The organism is Winogradskyella sp. (assembly GCF_965656915.1).
Lineage (GTDB): Bacteria > Bacteroidota > Bacteroidia > Flavobacteriales > Flavobacteriaceae > Winogradskyella.
In genome coordinates this window covers 17,475-30,652 of record NZ_CBFHMI010000028.1, presented here as the reverse complement: position 1 = coordinate 30,652, position 13,178 = coordinate 17,475, and the positions used below count along the sequence as shown (strand labels likewise).

Genomic DNA, 13,178 nt, shown 5'->3' with positions numbered 1-13,178 from the left:
TTATTAGCACAGAAATTTAAAACCTTTTGACCTGAGTTTAAAGTGATTTCGGCACCTTGTGGTGATGTAATTATACGCTCTTCTTTAAATAAACCAGCTTCCTTTATAGATTCTATTTCGTTTTGTAAATGTGATTGTATTGCTCCGTACATAATTTTTAATTTGTTTTAAAGTGCAAAGATACTATGTAAATACTATACTTCAATGACTTCAACCGTGTCATTTATATAAACTAATAGTTTTTGAATAACGTTCAAATTCATTTGTTCTAAAATGGTTTCGTAGTCATTTAATTGCGATTTGTGTGATGATTTTACAGCACCTGTTTTATAGTCTATAAGAATGACTTCTTTTTTAGAATTAAAGTTTAATCGATCTGGTCTTATTAGCTGTCCATGACTTGTAATAATATCCCTTTCATTGTATATTTTGTATCCATCTTTAAAATAAGCACTAAGTATTGGATGGTTAATTACTTCATTTACGAGTTGTCTTAATTCATTTATATTATCATTTGTAATATCTCCGGTAATTAATAATTCATTTAAGGCAAACTCTATATCGGTATCAAATTTTATTTTAGATAGCACTAAATGGACCAGATTACCACGTTCTATGGCATCTTCTTGTTTAGTATCCCATAGCATTCCTGCTTTAGTAATAATACTTAAGTTGTGGTCCTCTTTAGGAGTCGAAATTAAAGGAAGTGGTGAAGCCATATTTTTAACTTTTGCACTAACCGTATTTTTGGTCTTTTCTCCAAATGCATAAATCAACTTATTCTCAGACCATATTTCTATATTCTGCAAATAATCTATAAACATACCAGCATAGGTTTTTCTATTTGCATTTCCTTTTGAGTCAATATCTTTCTTAGAAATTATGTAGAGCTGAGAAATGGCTCGTGTTAATACGACATATAATAGATTAATGTTGTCTAGTTCTAATTGTGATTGATGCTGGTTAAATAAATATTGCCCTTTTTCACCGAAATGTTCAACATCTTTGTTGTAGCTAATTAGAAGGTCTTTAAAACCGCAGTAATCTTCTTGGTCTACAGGATACCAAATTTTAGGTTCTAATTCACTATATATATTTAAGTCAGCAAAGGGAAAAATAACTATGGGAAACTCCAGACCTTTAGATTTGTGAATCGTCATAATCTGAACTGCATTCAGATTTTCAGGAGATATAATGCTCAGACTATCTTTTTTCTTTTCAAAATATGTCACAAAAGCGACTAAGTCAGAACTTTGCTTTTGGGTAAACTCTAAAACTACATCTAAATAAAACTGAAGATAAGCATCACTGTTATTGTTAAGGTTAAATATTCTTACAAGTTGTTCAACCATCTCGTATAGTGGTTGTTGTAAGAGCTGGTTCTTATTAATACGTAAATCAACAGACTTAAGACTATCTAACATTTTATCTACACTCTTATTGAGATGTGTTGTATAAAATGCGTGTTTGTTATCAATACTTTTCTGATTGGCAATAAAAGAAAGCACTTCAACTTTTACAGTTTCATTATTAGGTTGGGTAAGCATTCTTAAAAAAGCATCTATAAAGACGACTTTTTCTGAATTAAATAATAGAAGTGTTTCTGACGATGTAATATCTATATTATTTTCACTTAGGCAATTTGCTATTTCCACTCCTTCTTTTTTCTTTCTAACTAAAACACATATATCACTCAAGTTATAGCCTTCTTGTAAACATTGGTTTATAGTTTCCAAAACCTCATGACTATAGACTTCAGAATTATCATCTTCTTTTTGAAGATCTAAAAACTTTAGTCTCACAAAGCCTTCGGAATCATTATTTATGTTCTGATTTGCAGTCTTGTAAAGTTTAGCGTAGTCAGAGTCAGTAAAGTAATTTTCACCTAGAAAATTAAAGAATGCATTATTAAAACTTATAATTTCTTTAGTGCTTCTATAATTGGTATTAAGCGCTAGAACTTCGGTTTCAATTTGAAAGGGATTTTCATATTTATTATAAAGATGAATGAATTGTTCCGCCTCACCACCACGCCATCTATAAATGGCTTGTTTAGCATCTCCTACAAGCATAGCAGAACCATTAGAGACTGATAAAGCGTTCTCTATCAGAGGCACAAGATTATGCCATTGCATTATTGAGGTGTCTTGAAACTCATCAATAAAATAATGTTTATATTTTTCGCCTAATCGCTCATAAATAAATGGAGTTGGCTGATTTTTTATTTCTTTACTGATAATTTGATTAAATTCTGAAATGAGCATTTTATTTTGCTCATTCTTTAAGTTGTCTAACTCAGTACTGATGACATTAAGCACTGAAAGTGGGGTTAAATTTTTATAAGCAGCTTTTAGAAATTTATAATGAAAAATATTTTTTTTCTGAAGTTGATAGTTGCGTTCAATTTCTGGAAGAATATTTTCTATGGTCTGGGCTAAATAGTCATCTAGAGTTTTATTATATAGGTCTTTTCGTTCAGCTAAGTTTTCTTCTAATTTATTATTGTATAGGCTTGTAACCTTTAATTTAGATGCTTTAATAAAATGATTAGGTAGAGTACTTCTTTTAAAATCAGTAAACTCAAGTCCAGACTCAGTAATTAGATCTAATGTCTTATTTGCTGTAGATTTTATTTCTTCTTCTATATCACTAATCGTAGAAACTATTTTTTGTTTTAAGCACTTAAAATCTGCTTGAGTTCTTTCTTTTAAAGATTTTATATGGGTATAGTCGTTCTCATTTATTAAAAGTTTTGAGATCTTATTAAAGTCATAAGAGATATCCCAACTTTTATCTTCGTCTGTTTTTTCTATGGCAAAATCAACAAGGATTTTTGTTAAATCCTTATTTGTACCAGCTTTGGCGATAAGGCTATCTACAGCTTCATTTAAAAGTCTTTCTTGATCTAGCTCTACTTCAAAATTTACAGGGAGTTTTAAATCGTGTGCAAAAGTTCTAATGACTCTATGAGTAAATCCATCAATAGTAGAAATATTGAAAGCACCATAATTGTGTATAATATGTTTAAGGACATGTTTGGACTTGATAAAAAGTTCATTTGATGTTAAAGACAAGTCCGAACAAATGTCATTAAACATAGGATGAGGTTTCTTTAGATTATCTTCGGTGGAGAATATTTTGAGCATATTAATGACGCGCTCTTTCATTTCTCCAACCGCCTTATTAGTAAATGTTAAAGCCAGAATAGATTTAAACGCATTATAATCCTTAGCAGCCACAAGTAATTTAATATAGGATTTAGCTAGAGTATAAGTCTTACCGCTACCAGCTGAGGCATTATATATTTTGAATGTAGAATTTTGCAAGTGATAAATTTTATACCAAAATAGGGAATCTTAATAATTTATTTAGAATTTCTTGTTTTCATTATTGTAAATTTGTAGAAATTGAAACAATAACTTAAAAACCAAATAATTATGGCATTCGAATTACCAAAATTAAAATACGCATATGATGCTTTAGAACCACATATAGACGCCCGTACAATGGAAATCCATCATTCCAAACATCATAATGGATATACAACAAAGCTTAACGCTGCGGTTGAAGGAACGGATTTAGAAGGAAAATCTATTGAAGATATATTAACAAACTTAGACATGAGTAATTCTGCTGTAAGAAATAATGGAGGCGGATTTTTCAATCATTCATTGTTTTGGGAAGTAATGAATCCTGATGATAGAGGATATCTATCGGGTGAACTAAAGGATGCTATTGAAGCAGAGTTCGGATCTAAAGATGCATTTGTAGAAGCTTTTAGTAAGGCTGCAGCAACTCAGTTTGGTTCTGGTTGGGCTTGGTTATGTGTGCACAAAGGTGGAAAGGTAGAGGTGTGTTCTACACCAAATCAAGATAACCCAATGATGCCTGGAGCAAGCTGTGGTGGCACACCTATTTTGGGATTAGATGTTTGGGAGCATGCTTATTATTTAAATTACCAAAACAGAAGACCAGACTATATTGATGCTTTCTTTAAAGTTATTAATTGGAACGAAGTTGAGCGTCGTTACGCAGAAGCTAAATAAGAATAACACATCTATAATTGAGAAATCCAAGTTGAAAGACTTGGATTTTTTTATTGTTTAATAATAAGAATCTTTATAAAATGAAAAAGGGCGAACAGACGTTCACCCTTTTTGCCCCAAATCTACCATAAACTTAACCTACTTATGTTATGGTGACTCAAATATAAGTGCACATTAATTTAATTTATTAATTTTTTGGATAAACGACCTATATATTAGTCTAAGCGTGGAAGCAGTAGTGTTTGTTAACTTATGTTAATAGAATTCGTATCTAAAACATAAATAATATTGAAGTTTACATTTAGTTAGGGGTATAAAAAAAGGTGAACTAAGTTCACCTTTTTTTGCCCCAAATCTACCATGAACTTAACCTACTTATGTTATGGTGATACCAATGTATATTTAATTTGTTAAAGCGAGGGTAAATAATAGATGAAATGCATTATTTTTAGACAAAACGCTTATTTTTTCGGATAAAATGTGCGTTTGCTCGATTTAGTAAGCACGTTCTTTGTTACCTTCAAAGAAATTTATAAAGGCTTTATTAACCACTCTATTGCCACCTGCAGTTGGATAATCACCTGTAAAGTACCAGTCGCCTAAATTTTTAGGACATGCTTTGTGCAAATTAGAAACAGGCTGAAAGATTATTTTCACTTCAGCATTTACCTCGTCGTCACTTAGCAATTCTGAAATCTTTTCAGAGATTTGTTCGTCAGTAAAATTATTGTAAATCTCTTTAACGTGATTGACTACATTTTTGTCTATTAGATCAACTTGTTTCAAACATTTGTTATAAACCTCTTCTACAATATGGTATTGGTTATTGTCCTTCAACAATTCTAAGGCTGCTCTAAATGCAATTAGGCTTTCGAGATTTGCCATGTCTATACCATAACAATCCGGATATCTAATTTGAGGAGCAGAGGATACTACAATGATTTTTTTAGGATTAAGTCGATCCATCATTTTGATGATACTCTTCTTAAGAGTTGTACCTCTAACAATGCTATCATCTATAATTACTAAGTTGTCTGTTGGTTTAATAACGCCATAAGTAACATCATAAACGTGCGCTACTAAATCATCTCTACTACTATCTTCAGTGATAAATGTTCTTAGCTTTACATCTTTGATTGCTATTTTTTCTATACGAGGTCTTTCGGCTAATATTTCTTCTACTTTTTGTGCTGATAAGCTTCTTTGACCGTTAAGAATAGTCTGAGTTTTTTTATGATTTAGATGTTCCTCTACAGTGTCAATCATACCATAGAATGAGGTTTCCGCAGTATTTGGTATATATGAAAAAACGGTATTTTTAGTATCTTCCTCTATGGCTTCTAACACTTTTGGCATTAGAAGTCTTCCTAACTCTTTTCGTTCTTCATAGATTTCCGCATCACTACCTCTAGAGAAATAAATGCGTTCGAAAGAACAAGCCTTACGTTCTAGTGGTTCTAATATTTTTTTGATTGCCGTTTCACCAGATTTTTTTGTGATAATAGCATGTCCTGGATCCAACTCAATAACATCTTCAAACGCCACATTAAATACAGTTTGGATAACAGGACGCTCAGATGCTACAACAACGACTTCATCATCTTTATAATAATAAGCTGGTCTGATCCCGGCAGGATCTCTTAAAACAAATGAATCTCCATGACCTAATAAACCTGCCATGGCATAACCACCATCCCAATTTTTTGCTGCACGTTTTAAAATTTTGTGCACTTTTAAACGTTCAGCAATTAATGGAGAACATTCAATCTTTGAATAGCCTTCTTTTTTAAGGTCTTTATAAATTTTTGATACCGCATCATCTAAGAAATGACCAATCTTTTCCATTACGGTGATGGTATCTGCTTTTTCTTTTGGATGTTGCCCTATCTCAACCAAATTCTCGAAGAGCTCATTAACATTGGTCATGTTAAAATTACCCGCTACGATGAGGTTTCTATGCATCCAGTTATTTTGTCTTAAAAACGGATGAACACTTTCTACACTGTTCTTACCAAACGTTCCATAGCGTACATGGCCTAATAATAATTCACCAATGTATGGTATATGTTTTTTCTGTAGCGCTACATTATTCTGATATTGTGGGTTATTAGTTATTTCTGAATTAATACGTTCGTTAATTTGAGAAAAAATATCCTGTATAGGTTGTTGGGCAATAGATCTTACTCGGCTAATATATCTCTCACCAGGATTTGTGTCTAATTTTATACTTGCAAAACCAGCACCATCCTGACCACGATTGTGCTGCTTTTCCATCATCAGGTACATTTTATTTACTCCATAGAAAGCACTCCCATATTTTTCTTTATAGTATTCTAAAGGTTTTAAAAGTCTGATAAGTGCAATACCGCACTCATGTTTTAAAGCATCACTCATTTTATTTTGCTGCTATTGTTATCAAAAAACGCGCTCAATCATGAGCGCGCTTGTTTATGCTAATTCTATATCAAACTGTGTTAGACTTTTAAATTGGTCTAATCGTTTATAAATTTCGTTATCTGTTAAATTCTGCATGCGTTCGGTTCCAAATTTCTCAACACAAAAGGAAGCTAATGTAGATCCATAAATGACAGCATTTTTCATGTTTTCAAAAGAAAAATCACCAGTCTTGGCTAAATAACCGGAAAACCCTCCAGCAAAAGTATCTCCTGCTCCTGTTGGATCAAATACTTCTTCTAATGGCAATGCTGGAGCAAAGAAAACATTGTCATCATGAAACAATAGCGCTCCATGTTCACCTTTTTTAATTACTACATATTTAGGACCCATGTTATGAATCTTCCTTGCCGCGACAACTAATGAGTATTCACCAGTTAACTGTCGCGCTTCTTCATCATTAATAGTAATAACATCTACATGCTTGATAGTATTATGTAAATCTTCTAATGCGCAATCCATCCAAAAGTTCATTGTGTCTAATACCACCAATTTAGGTTTCTTATTCATCTGATTTAAAACACTCATTTGAGTTAATGGATGCAAGTTACCTAACATCACTACTTCTGCATCCTTATAATTTTCAGGTACTTTTGGTTCAAAACCTGCTAAAACATTGAGTTCTGTAACAAGCGTATCTCTAGAGTTCATATCATTATGATATTTACCACTCCAAAAGAAAGTTTTACCATCTTTCACAATTTCAATACCAGAGACGTCAATATTTTTATTAGACATTAAGTCTAAATACTTTTGTGGAAAGTCTCCACCAACTACTGATACCACAGCAGAATCTACATTAAATTTTGAGGCAGCCAGACCTATAAAAGTTCCTGCACCACCTAGGATTTTGTCAGTTTTACCAAACGGTGTTTCAATAGCGTCAAAAGCTACAGTACCAACAATCACTAATTTACTCATTAAAGTAAAGTTTGAATTAAGATGCAAATTTAAGTAAAATAAATTCCTTTGAAAATTATTACTCGCTTCATTAATTGAATGTAGCGAAAGCGTCATTTATTTTATCAATCCTTAGCATTTTATAGTCTAGTATATAGTTCTGATACACTCGCCATGGAGCTCTGTCTCCTTGATTAGGTAGAATATTTTTCGCTCTGTGAATGTATCCTGAATTTAAATTCAGTAATGGTGTTGATTTAAGTTCATCAGTTCTTGTTGTAGGACAAATAGATTGAAAGTTATTTTTATCCATATATCTAAGAACTCGTGTAATGTATTCACTCGTCAAATCACTTTTTAAAGTCCAGGATGCATTTGTATATCCGACAAAGAGAAATAAATTAGGAATGTCACTTAACATACTGCCTTTGTAAACAAAGAGTTTCGAAATATCAATGGGTTGGCCATCAATGGATATGTTTACTCCTCCCAAAGGTAATATCCTTAAACCGGTTGCACTTACAATGATATCTGCCTTCAGCTACTTTCCAGATTCTAAAAAAATACCGGTTTCATTCAAGTGGTCTATCGTATCAGTTTCAACAGAGGCTTTACCTTCTCTTATAGATTTAAATAAATCACCATCTGGCGCTAAACAAAAGCGTTGTTCCCAAGGGTTGTAATTTGGTGTAAAATGAGGATAAACAGGTACATCTCCCAGTTCCTTCTGTGTTTTTTTAACAATGTAGTTTTTCATGATATTGGGCCATTTTCTACAAGCATTAAAAAACGCCATATCTAAGAGTACATTTTTTATTCTAATAGCTTTATGTGCTATTTTTTTAGGTAATATGAATTTAAAGAATTTAGCCACTACATCTTTATTGGGTAGTGCTCCCACATAAGTTGGTGACCTTTGGAGCATAGTAACATGGCTTACCGTTTCTGCAATTTTTGGGACTATGGTAACCGCTGTCGCACCACTACCTATTACAACCACTTTTTTATTTTTCAATTCTAAATTTTCAGGCCAGTTTTGTGGGTCAATAAATTCACCTTTGTAATTGGCTAATCCTTTATATTTAGGTGTGTAACCTTTATCATAACTGTAATACCCACTACAATTAAAAATAAATCTCGAAGTATAGGTTGTTTTGTTATTAGATTTGGTATCAAGCGATGTGATTTGCCAAAGATTATCTTTAGAATTAAACTCATACGAAATAGCGCGTTGATTATAAGTGATGTTATCAGTCACATTATATTCTTTTACGGCTTCATTAAGATATTTTAAAATAGAAGGAGCATCTGCAAATGACTTGGCATCGTCCCAAGTTTTGAAAGAGTATCCAAAAGTGTACATGTCTGAATCAGATCTCACACCTGGATATTTAAACAAGTCCCAAGTGCCACCAAGCGATTCTCCAGATTCTAATATTAAATAGGATTTTTCAGGATTTTTCCGGGTTAAGTGACACGCCGCGCCAATACCAGAAAGGCCGGCACCAATTATTATAATGTCATAATGCTTTGTATCCATTATATTTTATTTTCTACCAAAATCGGCTGGAATTTCACCCCAAGCTTTGGTCTCCCATTTCACAATAGTTGTAGCGTATGAATTTGTTTTTAGCCAATTTACAGCGCGATCTACAAGATTGAATAATTCTTTGTTTTTTTCGTTCCGTTCAAGTTTAGAGTTACATATTTTTTTTCGTACCCAGCTCATTGCTGTTTTAGAATCTGTATAAATAATACAATTGCTTTTACGCTGTTTCAAAAATGCCAATCCATGCACAATCGCAAGAAATTCACCAATATTGTTAGTCCCTTCTTCAAAAGGACCTTGTATAAAAAGTTGCTTTTTAGTTTTTGTATCTACTCCGCGGTATTCCATTTTACCAGGATTACCACTTGATGCTGCATCGACAGAAATAGAATTATAGTTCGGTTTCCCAATTTTTTTCAATTGCGCTTCAGTCAGCTCACTTTTAAAGGTTTTAGATTTTCCTATATAATCTTTTGGGTCATTTTTGTATGCTTTCTTAGCAGCATCAAAAGTTATAAATGATTTGTATTGTGCTCCTTTAAAATCTTTTATTTGAGCTTTGCAATCGTCCCAAGATTTAAATACACCTGTATTATGTCCTTTCCAAACGGTATAATATTTCTTTTTCTTTTTACTCATTCAAAAGCTTGTTTACCACTTTTGGAAAATTCGTCATCTCCAACTCATGTATTTTAGAAGCCACATCTACAGCAGAATCTGATGGTAAAACCTCACATGTAGTCTGAAAAATAATAGCTCCTTCATCATAGTTCTCATTTACATAATGAATGGTGATGCCTGTTTCAGTTTCTCTATTAGCTACTACAGCTTCATGAACATGCATGCCATACATACCTTTACCTCCATACTTAGGTAGAAGTGCAGGATGAATATTAATCACCTTATTTTCAAATTCATTGAGAATGAATTTAGGGAATTTCCAGAGAAACCCAGCTAGAACTATTAAATCTGGTTTCGCAGCTTTTAAAATATTCAACACATCTTCAGACTTTGAAAATGCTATTCTATTAAATGATAAGGCGCTAACTTTCAATATTTTGCATCGATCCAATACTTTGGCATGAGGATTGTTAGTTAGTACCTGAATCACAGACACATTATCGCTGTTGTGAAAAAACTTAATTAAATTTTCAGCATTAGATCCGCTTCCGGACGCAAAAATTACAATACGTTTCATTTACAGGTATATTGGTTTATTATTCAAAACAAAAAAAAGAATAATAATTAACAATTAGACGTAAAACAAAAATACTTCTATCTATTTTTTACAATAAACCGCACATTTTATCGGTAAAGGTGAATTTTAAAATAAAGTTTTTTATTTTTGCGGTCTAATTAAAACTTAAAATTAAAAGATTATGTCAGACATTGCATCAAGAGTAAAAGCGATTATCGTAGACAAATTAGGTGTTGATGAAAACGAAGTTGTAACAGAAGCTAGCTTCACTAACGACTTAGGTGCAGATTCATTAGATACTGTAGAATTAATAATGGAATTTGAAAAAGAATTTGATATTCAAATCCCAGACGATCAAGCTGAAAACATTGCAACAGTTGGTCAAGCTATTTCTTACATAGAAGAAGCAAAATAAGAACTTTATTTTATGGAATTAAAGCGAGTTGTAGTTACTGGTTTAGGTGCACTTACACCAATTGGCAATACCAAAGATGAATATTGGAATGGTCTTGTTAATGGTAAAAGTGGTGCTGCACCTGTTACACATTTTGATGCTGAAAAGTTCAAAACGCAGTTCGCTTGTGAAATAAAAAACTTTGAAGTTACTGACTTTATTGATAGAAAGTTAGCGCGTCAAATGGATAAGTTTTCGCAGTATGCAATGGTAGCTTCAGATGAAGCAATTGTAGACTCAAAACTAGATCTCGACGCTCTAAACAAGTTAAGAGTTGGAGTTATTTGGGGAGCAGGTATTGGCGGTTTAGAAACATTTCAGGAAGAAGTGTTAAACTTTGCTGCTGGTGATGGCACACCTCGATTTAACCCACGATTTATCCCAAAAATGATTGCTGATATAGCACCAGGAAACATATCTATTAAATATGGTTTCATGGGACCAAACTACACAACAGTTTCTGCTTGCGCATCCTCTGCCAATTCAATGATCGATGCTTTAAACACTATTCGTTTAGGTCATTGTGATGTTATTATTACTGGTGGAAGTGAAGCTGCAGTGACTATTGCTGGCATGGGAGGTTTTAATGCTATGCATGCTATGAGTACTAGAAATGATAGTCCAGAAACAGCATCCAGACCATTTGATGCTAACCGTGATGGTTTCGTATTAGGTGAGGGGGCAGGTGCTATTGTTTTAGAAGAGTATGAGCATGCCAAAGCAAGAGGGGCTAAAATCTACGCAGAAGTGGTAGGTGGCGGTTTATCTTCAGACGCATATCATATGACGGCGCCACATCCTGATGGTATTGGTGTCATTGCGGTAATGAAAAATTGTTTGGAAAATGCTGGTTTAAATCCAGAAGATGTAGATCATATTAATACACACGGTACATCGACACCTTTAGGTGATGTTGCCGAATTAAAAGCTATATCAGAAGTATTTGGTGAGCATGCTCAAAACATCAATATTAATTCTACTAAGTCTATGACAGGTCACTTGTTGGGTGCTGCAGGAGCAATTGAGGCTATAGCTTCTATATTGGCCATGGAGAATGGTATTGTACCACCAACAATAAACCACGAAACGGTTGACGAAAACATAGATCCAGAATTAAACTTAACACTCAATAAAGCTCAGAAACGAGATATTAAAGTAGCAATGAGTAATACATTTGGATTTGGCGGTCATAACGCTTGTGTATTATTTAAAAAATTAGATTAAATCCCGAATGAGTTTCATTCGTAACATATTGAAAAATTCCCGTTCTCCTGAAGACGGGAATTTTTTTTTACAGCTCAAAAAAATTCTTGGGTTTAAGCCAAAATCAGAATCACTTTATATAAAAGCGTTTACCCATCGTTCTATGAACATAAAAGACAAAAAGGGTAATCCAATTAATTACGAACGTTTAGAATTTGTTGGTGATGCCATGTTGAGTTCTGTAATTGCTGCTTATCTATTTGAGCAGGTACCACATGGTGATGAAGGCTATCTTACCAAAATGCGATCTAAAGTGGTTAGTAGAGAGCATCTTAATGAGTTGGGCAAAGACTTAGGCCTTATTGACTTGGTTAAAAGTAGAATTCCGAAATCTAATTTTGGTAACAACATTCATGGTAATCTTTTTGAAGCACTGGTAGGTGCTATTTACCTGGACAGAGGGTATAACTTTTGCGAAAAATTTATTTTCAAAAGAGTCATTAATCCTTACGTAGATATTGAAACCTTAGAAGGAAAAGTAATTAGTTATAAAAGCTTACTGATAGAATGGTGTCAAAAAGAAAAGAATACGTTTGACTATGAAGTCTATGAAGACACAGGAAAGGATGAGTTAAAACACTTTTCTGTAAAGCTAAGTATAAACGATAAAGTAGTTTCAAAAGCCCGTGCCACCTCTAAGAAAAAGGCAGAAGAAAAAGCATCTAAACGTGCATTTTTCGCGTTTCAAAAGCAAATCACCAAGCATATTGAATAGTTGTCCATAAATTCCAAAAAACTATAACGTTTTCGTAGTTTTAAAGGGTTAAGATTACCTAAAAGTTAATAATACTAACTTATTATTGTACTATATTTACCATTCAAAGTTATATCTGTATGGCTTTACATAAACTTCTGGTAGACGATTTTTATGATGACTCTTATAAACTCATTGCAGTGCATTGTGGGTTAGAAGATTATCGTTTAGCCTATTTATTAAACAAAGCTTTAGATTTAAAGTTAGAACGAAAAGACAAGGATTTAGATTTTCAGTATATGACATCTTCCTATAGTATTTTTGAATGGAATAATGAGTCTCAGTATGTCACCTGGAATTTAATTTCTAACGTCTGTAAAAAGGAACAAGACAGCCTTTACAGTACAGGAACATTATTTAAAACTAGTGAAAAGACATTACAGACATTTCATTTAATTTCAGAATATAAGCGGGTAGATTATTTTATTAAGATTTCTGATGAGATACAAAAGACTGATGAAAAATTAATAGTTAGTAGAATACAATCTATACCTCAAATTATAACATGTTATGCGGTAGATCCGTTGAAAATAAAATCAAAAGACCATTTAATTTTTTGA

General features: G+C 32.8%; 12 protein-coding genes and 1 pseudogene. 5 read left to right on the top strand and 8 right to left on the bottom strand.

Features of this window, described 5'->3' with window-relative positions:
* Both ACTG3Y_RS08575 and ACTG3Y_RS08570 read right to left on the bottom strand, forming a co-directional pair.
* Nucleotides 1–152: pseudogene (locus ACTG3Y_RS08575) on the bottom strand (glycine C-acetyltransferase); the annotation flags it as partial.
* Between the two features lie 42 nt (nucleotides 153–194).
* Complete coding sequence (locus tag ACTG3Y_RS08570) at nucleotides 195–3,326, bottom strand: UvrD-helicase domain-containing protein (protein WP_439152511.1); 3,132 nt, start codon at nucleotides 3,324–3,326, stop codon at nucleotides 195–197.
* Nucleotides 3,327–3,437: 111 nt separating this feature from the next.
* Between ACTG3Y_RS08570 and ACTG3Y_RS08565 the strand changes: the two genes are divergently transcribed.
* On the top strand, nucleotides 3,438–4,046 hold the full coding sequence (locus ACTG3Y_RS08565) for a superoxide dismutase (protein WP_439152510.1): 609 nt from the start codon (nucleotides 3,438–3,440) through the stop codon (nucleotides 4,044–4,046).
* A 495-nt stretch (nucleotides 4,047–4,541) separates the two neighbouring features.
* On the opposite strand, the gene ACTG3Y_RS08560 is transcribed toward ACTG3Y_RS08565, so the two are convergent.
* From ACTG3Y_RS08560 to purN, 6 genes are all read right to left on the bottom strand, one after another.
* Nucleotides 4,542–6,440, bottom strand: a complete 1,899-nt coding sequence (locus ACTG3Y_RS08560; RefSeq protein ID WP_439152509.1) for an amidophosphoribosyltransferase — start codon at nucleotides 6,438–6,440, stop codon at nucleotides 4,542–4,544.
* A 54-nt stretch (nucleotides 6,441–6,494) separates the two neighbouring features.
* Nucleotides 6,495–7,421 (bottom strand): PfkB family carbohydrate kinase, encoded by a 927-nt coding sequence (locus ACTG3Y_RS08555; RefSeq protein ID WP_439152508.1) that lies wholly within the window; start codon nucleotides 7,419–7,421, stop codon nucleotides 6,495–6,497.
* Nucleotides 7,422–7,491: 70 nt separating this feature from the next.
* Nucleotides 7,492–7,893: a hypothetical protein gene (locus ACTG3Y_RS08550; RefSeq protein ID WP_439152507.1), complete on the bottom strand. Its 402-nt coding sequence runs from the start codon at nucleotides 7,891–7,893 to the stop codon at nucleotides 7,492–7,494.
* A gap of 48 nt (nucleotides 7,894–7,941) precedes the next feature.
* Nucleotides 7,942–8,940, bottom strand: a complete 999-nt coding sequence (locus ACTG3Y_RS08545; protein ID WP_439152506.1) for a flavin-containing monooxygenase — start codon at nucleotides 8,938–8,940, stop codon at nucleotides 7,942–7,944.
* A 6-nt stretch (nucleotides 8,941–8,946) separates the two neighbouring features.
* Entirely contained in the window at nucleotides 8,947–9,588 is a 642-nt protein-coding gene (locus tag ACTG3Y_RS08540) for a ribonuclease H1 domain-containing protein (protein WP_439152505.1), read from the bottom strand.
* Nucleotides 9,581–10,147 (bottom strand): phosphoribosylglycinamide formyltransferase, encoded by a 567-nt coding sequence (purN, locus tag ACTG3Y_RS08535; protein WP_439152504.1) that lies wholly within the window; start codon nucleotides 10,145–10,147, stop codon nucleotides 9,581–9,583. Before purN ends, ACTG3Y_RS08540 begins: the two co-directional genes overlap by 8 nt.
* A gap of 181 nt (nucleotides 10,148–10,328) precedes the next feature.
* Between purN and ACTG3Y_RS08530 the strand changes: the two genes are divergently transcribed.
* The 4 genes from ACTG3Y_RS08530 to ACTG3Y_RS08515 all read left to right on the top strand — a co-directional run bounded on the left by ACTG3Y_RS08530 (nucleotide 10,329) and on the right by ACTG3Y_RS08515 (nucleotide 13,178).
* Nucleotides 10,329–10,562 (top strand): acyl carrier protein, encoded by a 234-nt coding sequence (locus ACTG3Y_RS08530; RefSeq protein WP_008269813.1) that lies wholly within the window; start codon nucleotides 10,329–10,331, stop codon nucleotides 10,560–10,562.
* A gap of 12 nt (nucleotides 10,563–10,574) precedes the next feature.
* Entirely contained in the window at nucleotides 10,575–11,825 is a 1,251-nt protein-coding gene (gene fabF / locus ACTG3Y_RS08525) for a beta-ketoacyl-ACP synthase II (RefSeq protein WP_439152503.1), read from the top strand.
* A gap of 7 nt (nucleotides 11,826–11,832) precedes the next feature.
* A complete protein-coding gene (gene rnc, locus ACTG3Y_RS08520) occupies nucleotides 11,833–12,579 on the top strand; it encodes a ribonuclease III (protein WP_439152502.1) in 747 nt (248 codons plus the stop codon).
* A 119-nt stretch (nucleotides 12,580–12,698) separates the two neighbouring features.
* Complete coding sequence (locus ACTG3Y_RS08515; protein WP_439152501.1) at nucleotides 12,699–13,178, top strand: IPExxxVDY family protein; 480 nt, start codon at nucleotides 12,699–12,701, stop codon at nucleotides 13,176–13,178.

Coding starts and splice junctions, on each gene's coding strand:
- ACTG3Y_RS08565 (WP_439152510.1), top strand. CDS start 3,438: ATGGCATTCGAATTACCAAAATTAAAATACGCATATGATGCTTTAGAA.
- ACTG3Y_RS08530 (WP_008269813.1), top strand. CDS start 10,329: ATGTCAGACATTGCATCAAGAGTAAAAGCGATTATCGTAGACAAATTA.
- ACTG3Y_RS08555 (WP_439152508.1), bottom strand. CDS start 7,421: ATGAGTAAATTAGTGATTGTTGGTACTGTAGCTTTTGACGCTATTGAA.
- fabF (WP_439152503.1), top strand. CDS start 10,575: ATGGAATTAAAGCGAGTTGTAGTTACTGGTTTAGGTGCACTTACACCA.
- rnc (WP_439152502.1), top strand. CDS start 11,833: ATGAGTTTCATTCGTAACATATTGAAAAATTCCCGTTCTCCTGAAGAC.
- ACTG3Y_RS08560 (WP_439152509.1), bottom strand. CDS start 6,440: ATGAGTGATGCTTTAAAACATGAGTGCGGTATTGCACTTATCAGACTT.
- ACTG3Y_RS08540 (WP_439152505.1), bottom strand. CDS start 9,588: ATGAGTAAAAAGAAAAAGAAATATTATACCGTTTGGAAAGGACATAAT.
- ACTG3Y_RS08545 (WP_439152506.1), bottom strand. CDS start 8,940: ATGGATACAAAGCATTATGACATTATAATAATTGGTGCCGGCCTTTCT.
- ACTG3Y_RS08515 (WP_439152501.1), top strand. CDS start 12,699: ATGGCTTTACATAAACTTCTGGTAGACGATTTTTATGATGACTCTTAT.
- purN (WP_439152504.1), bottom strand. CDS start 10,147: ATGAAACGTATTGTAATTTTTGCGTCCGGAAGCGGATCTAATGCTGAA.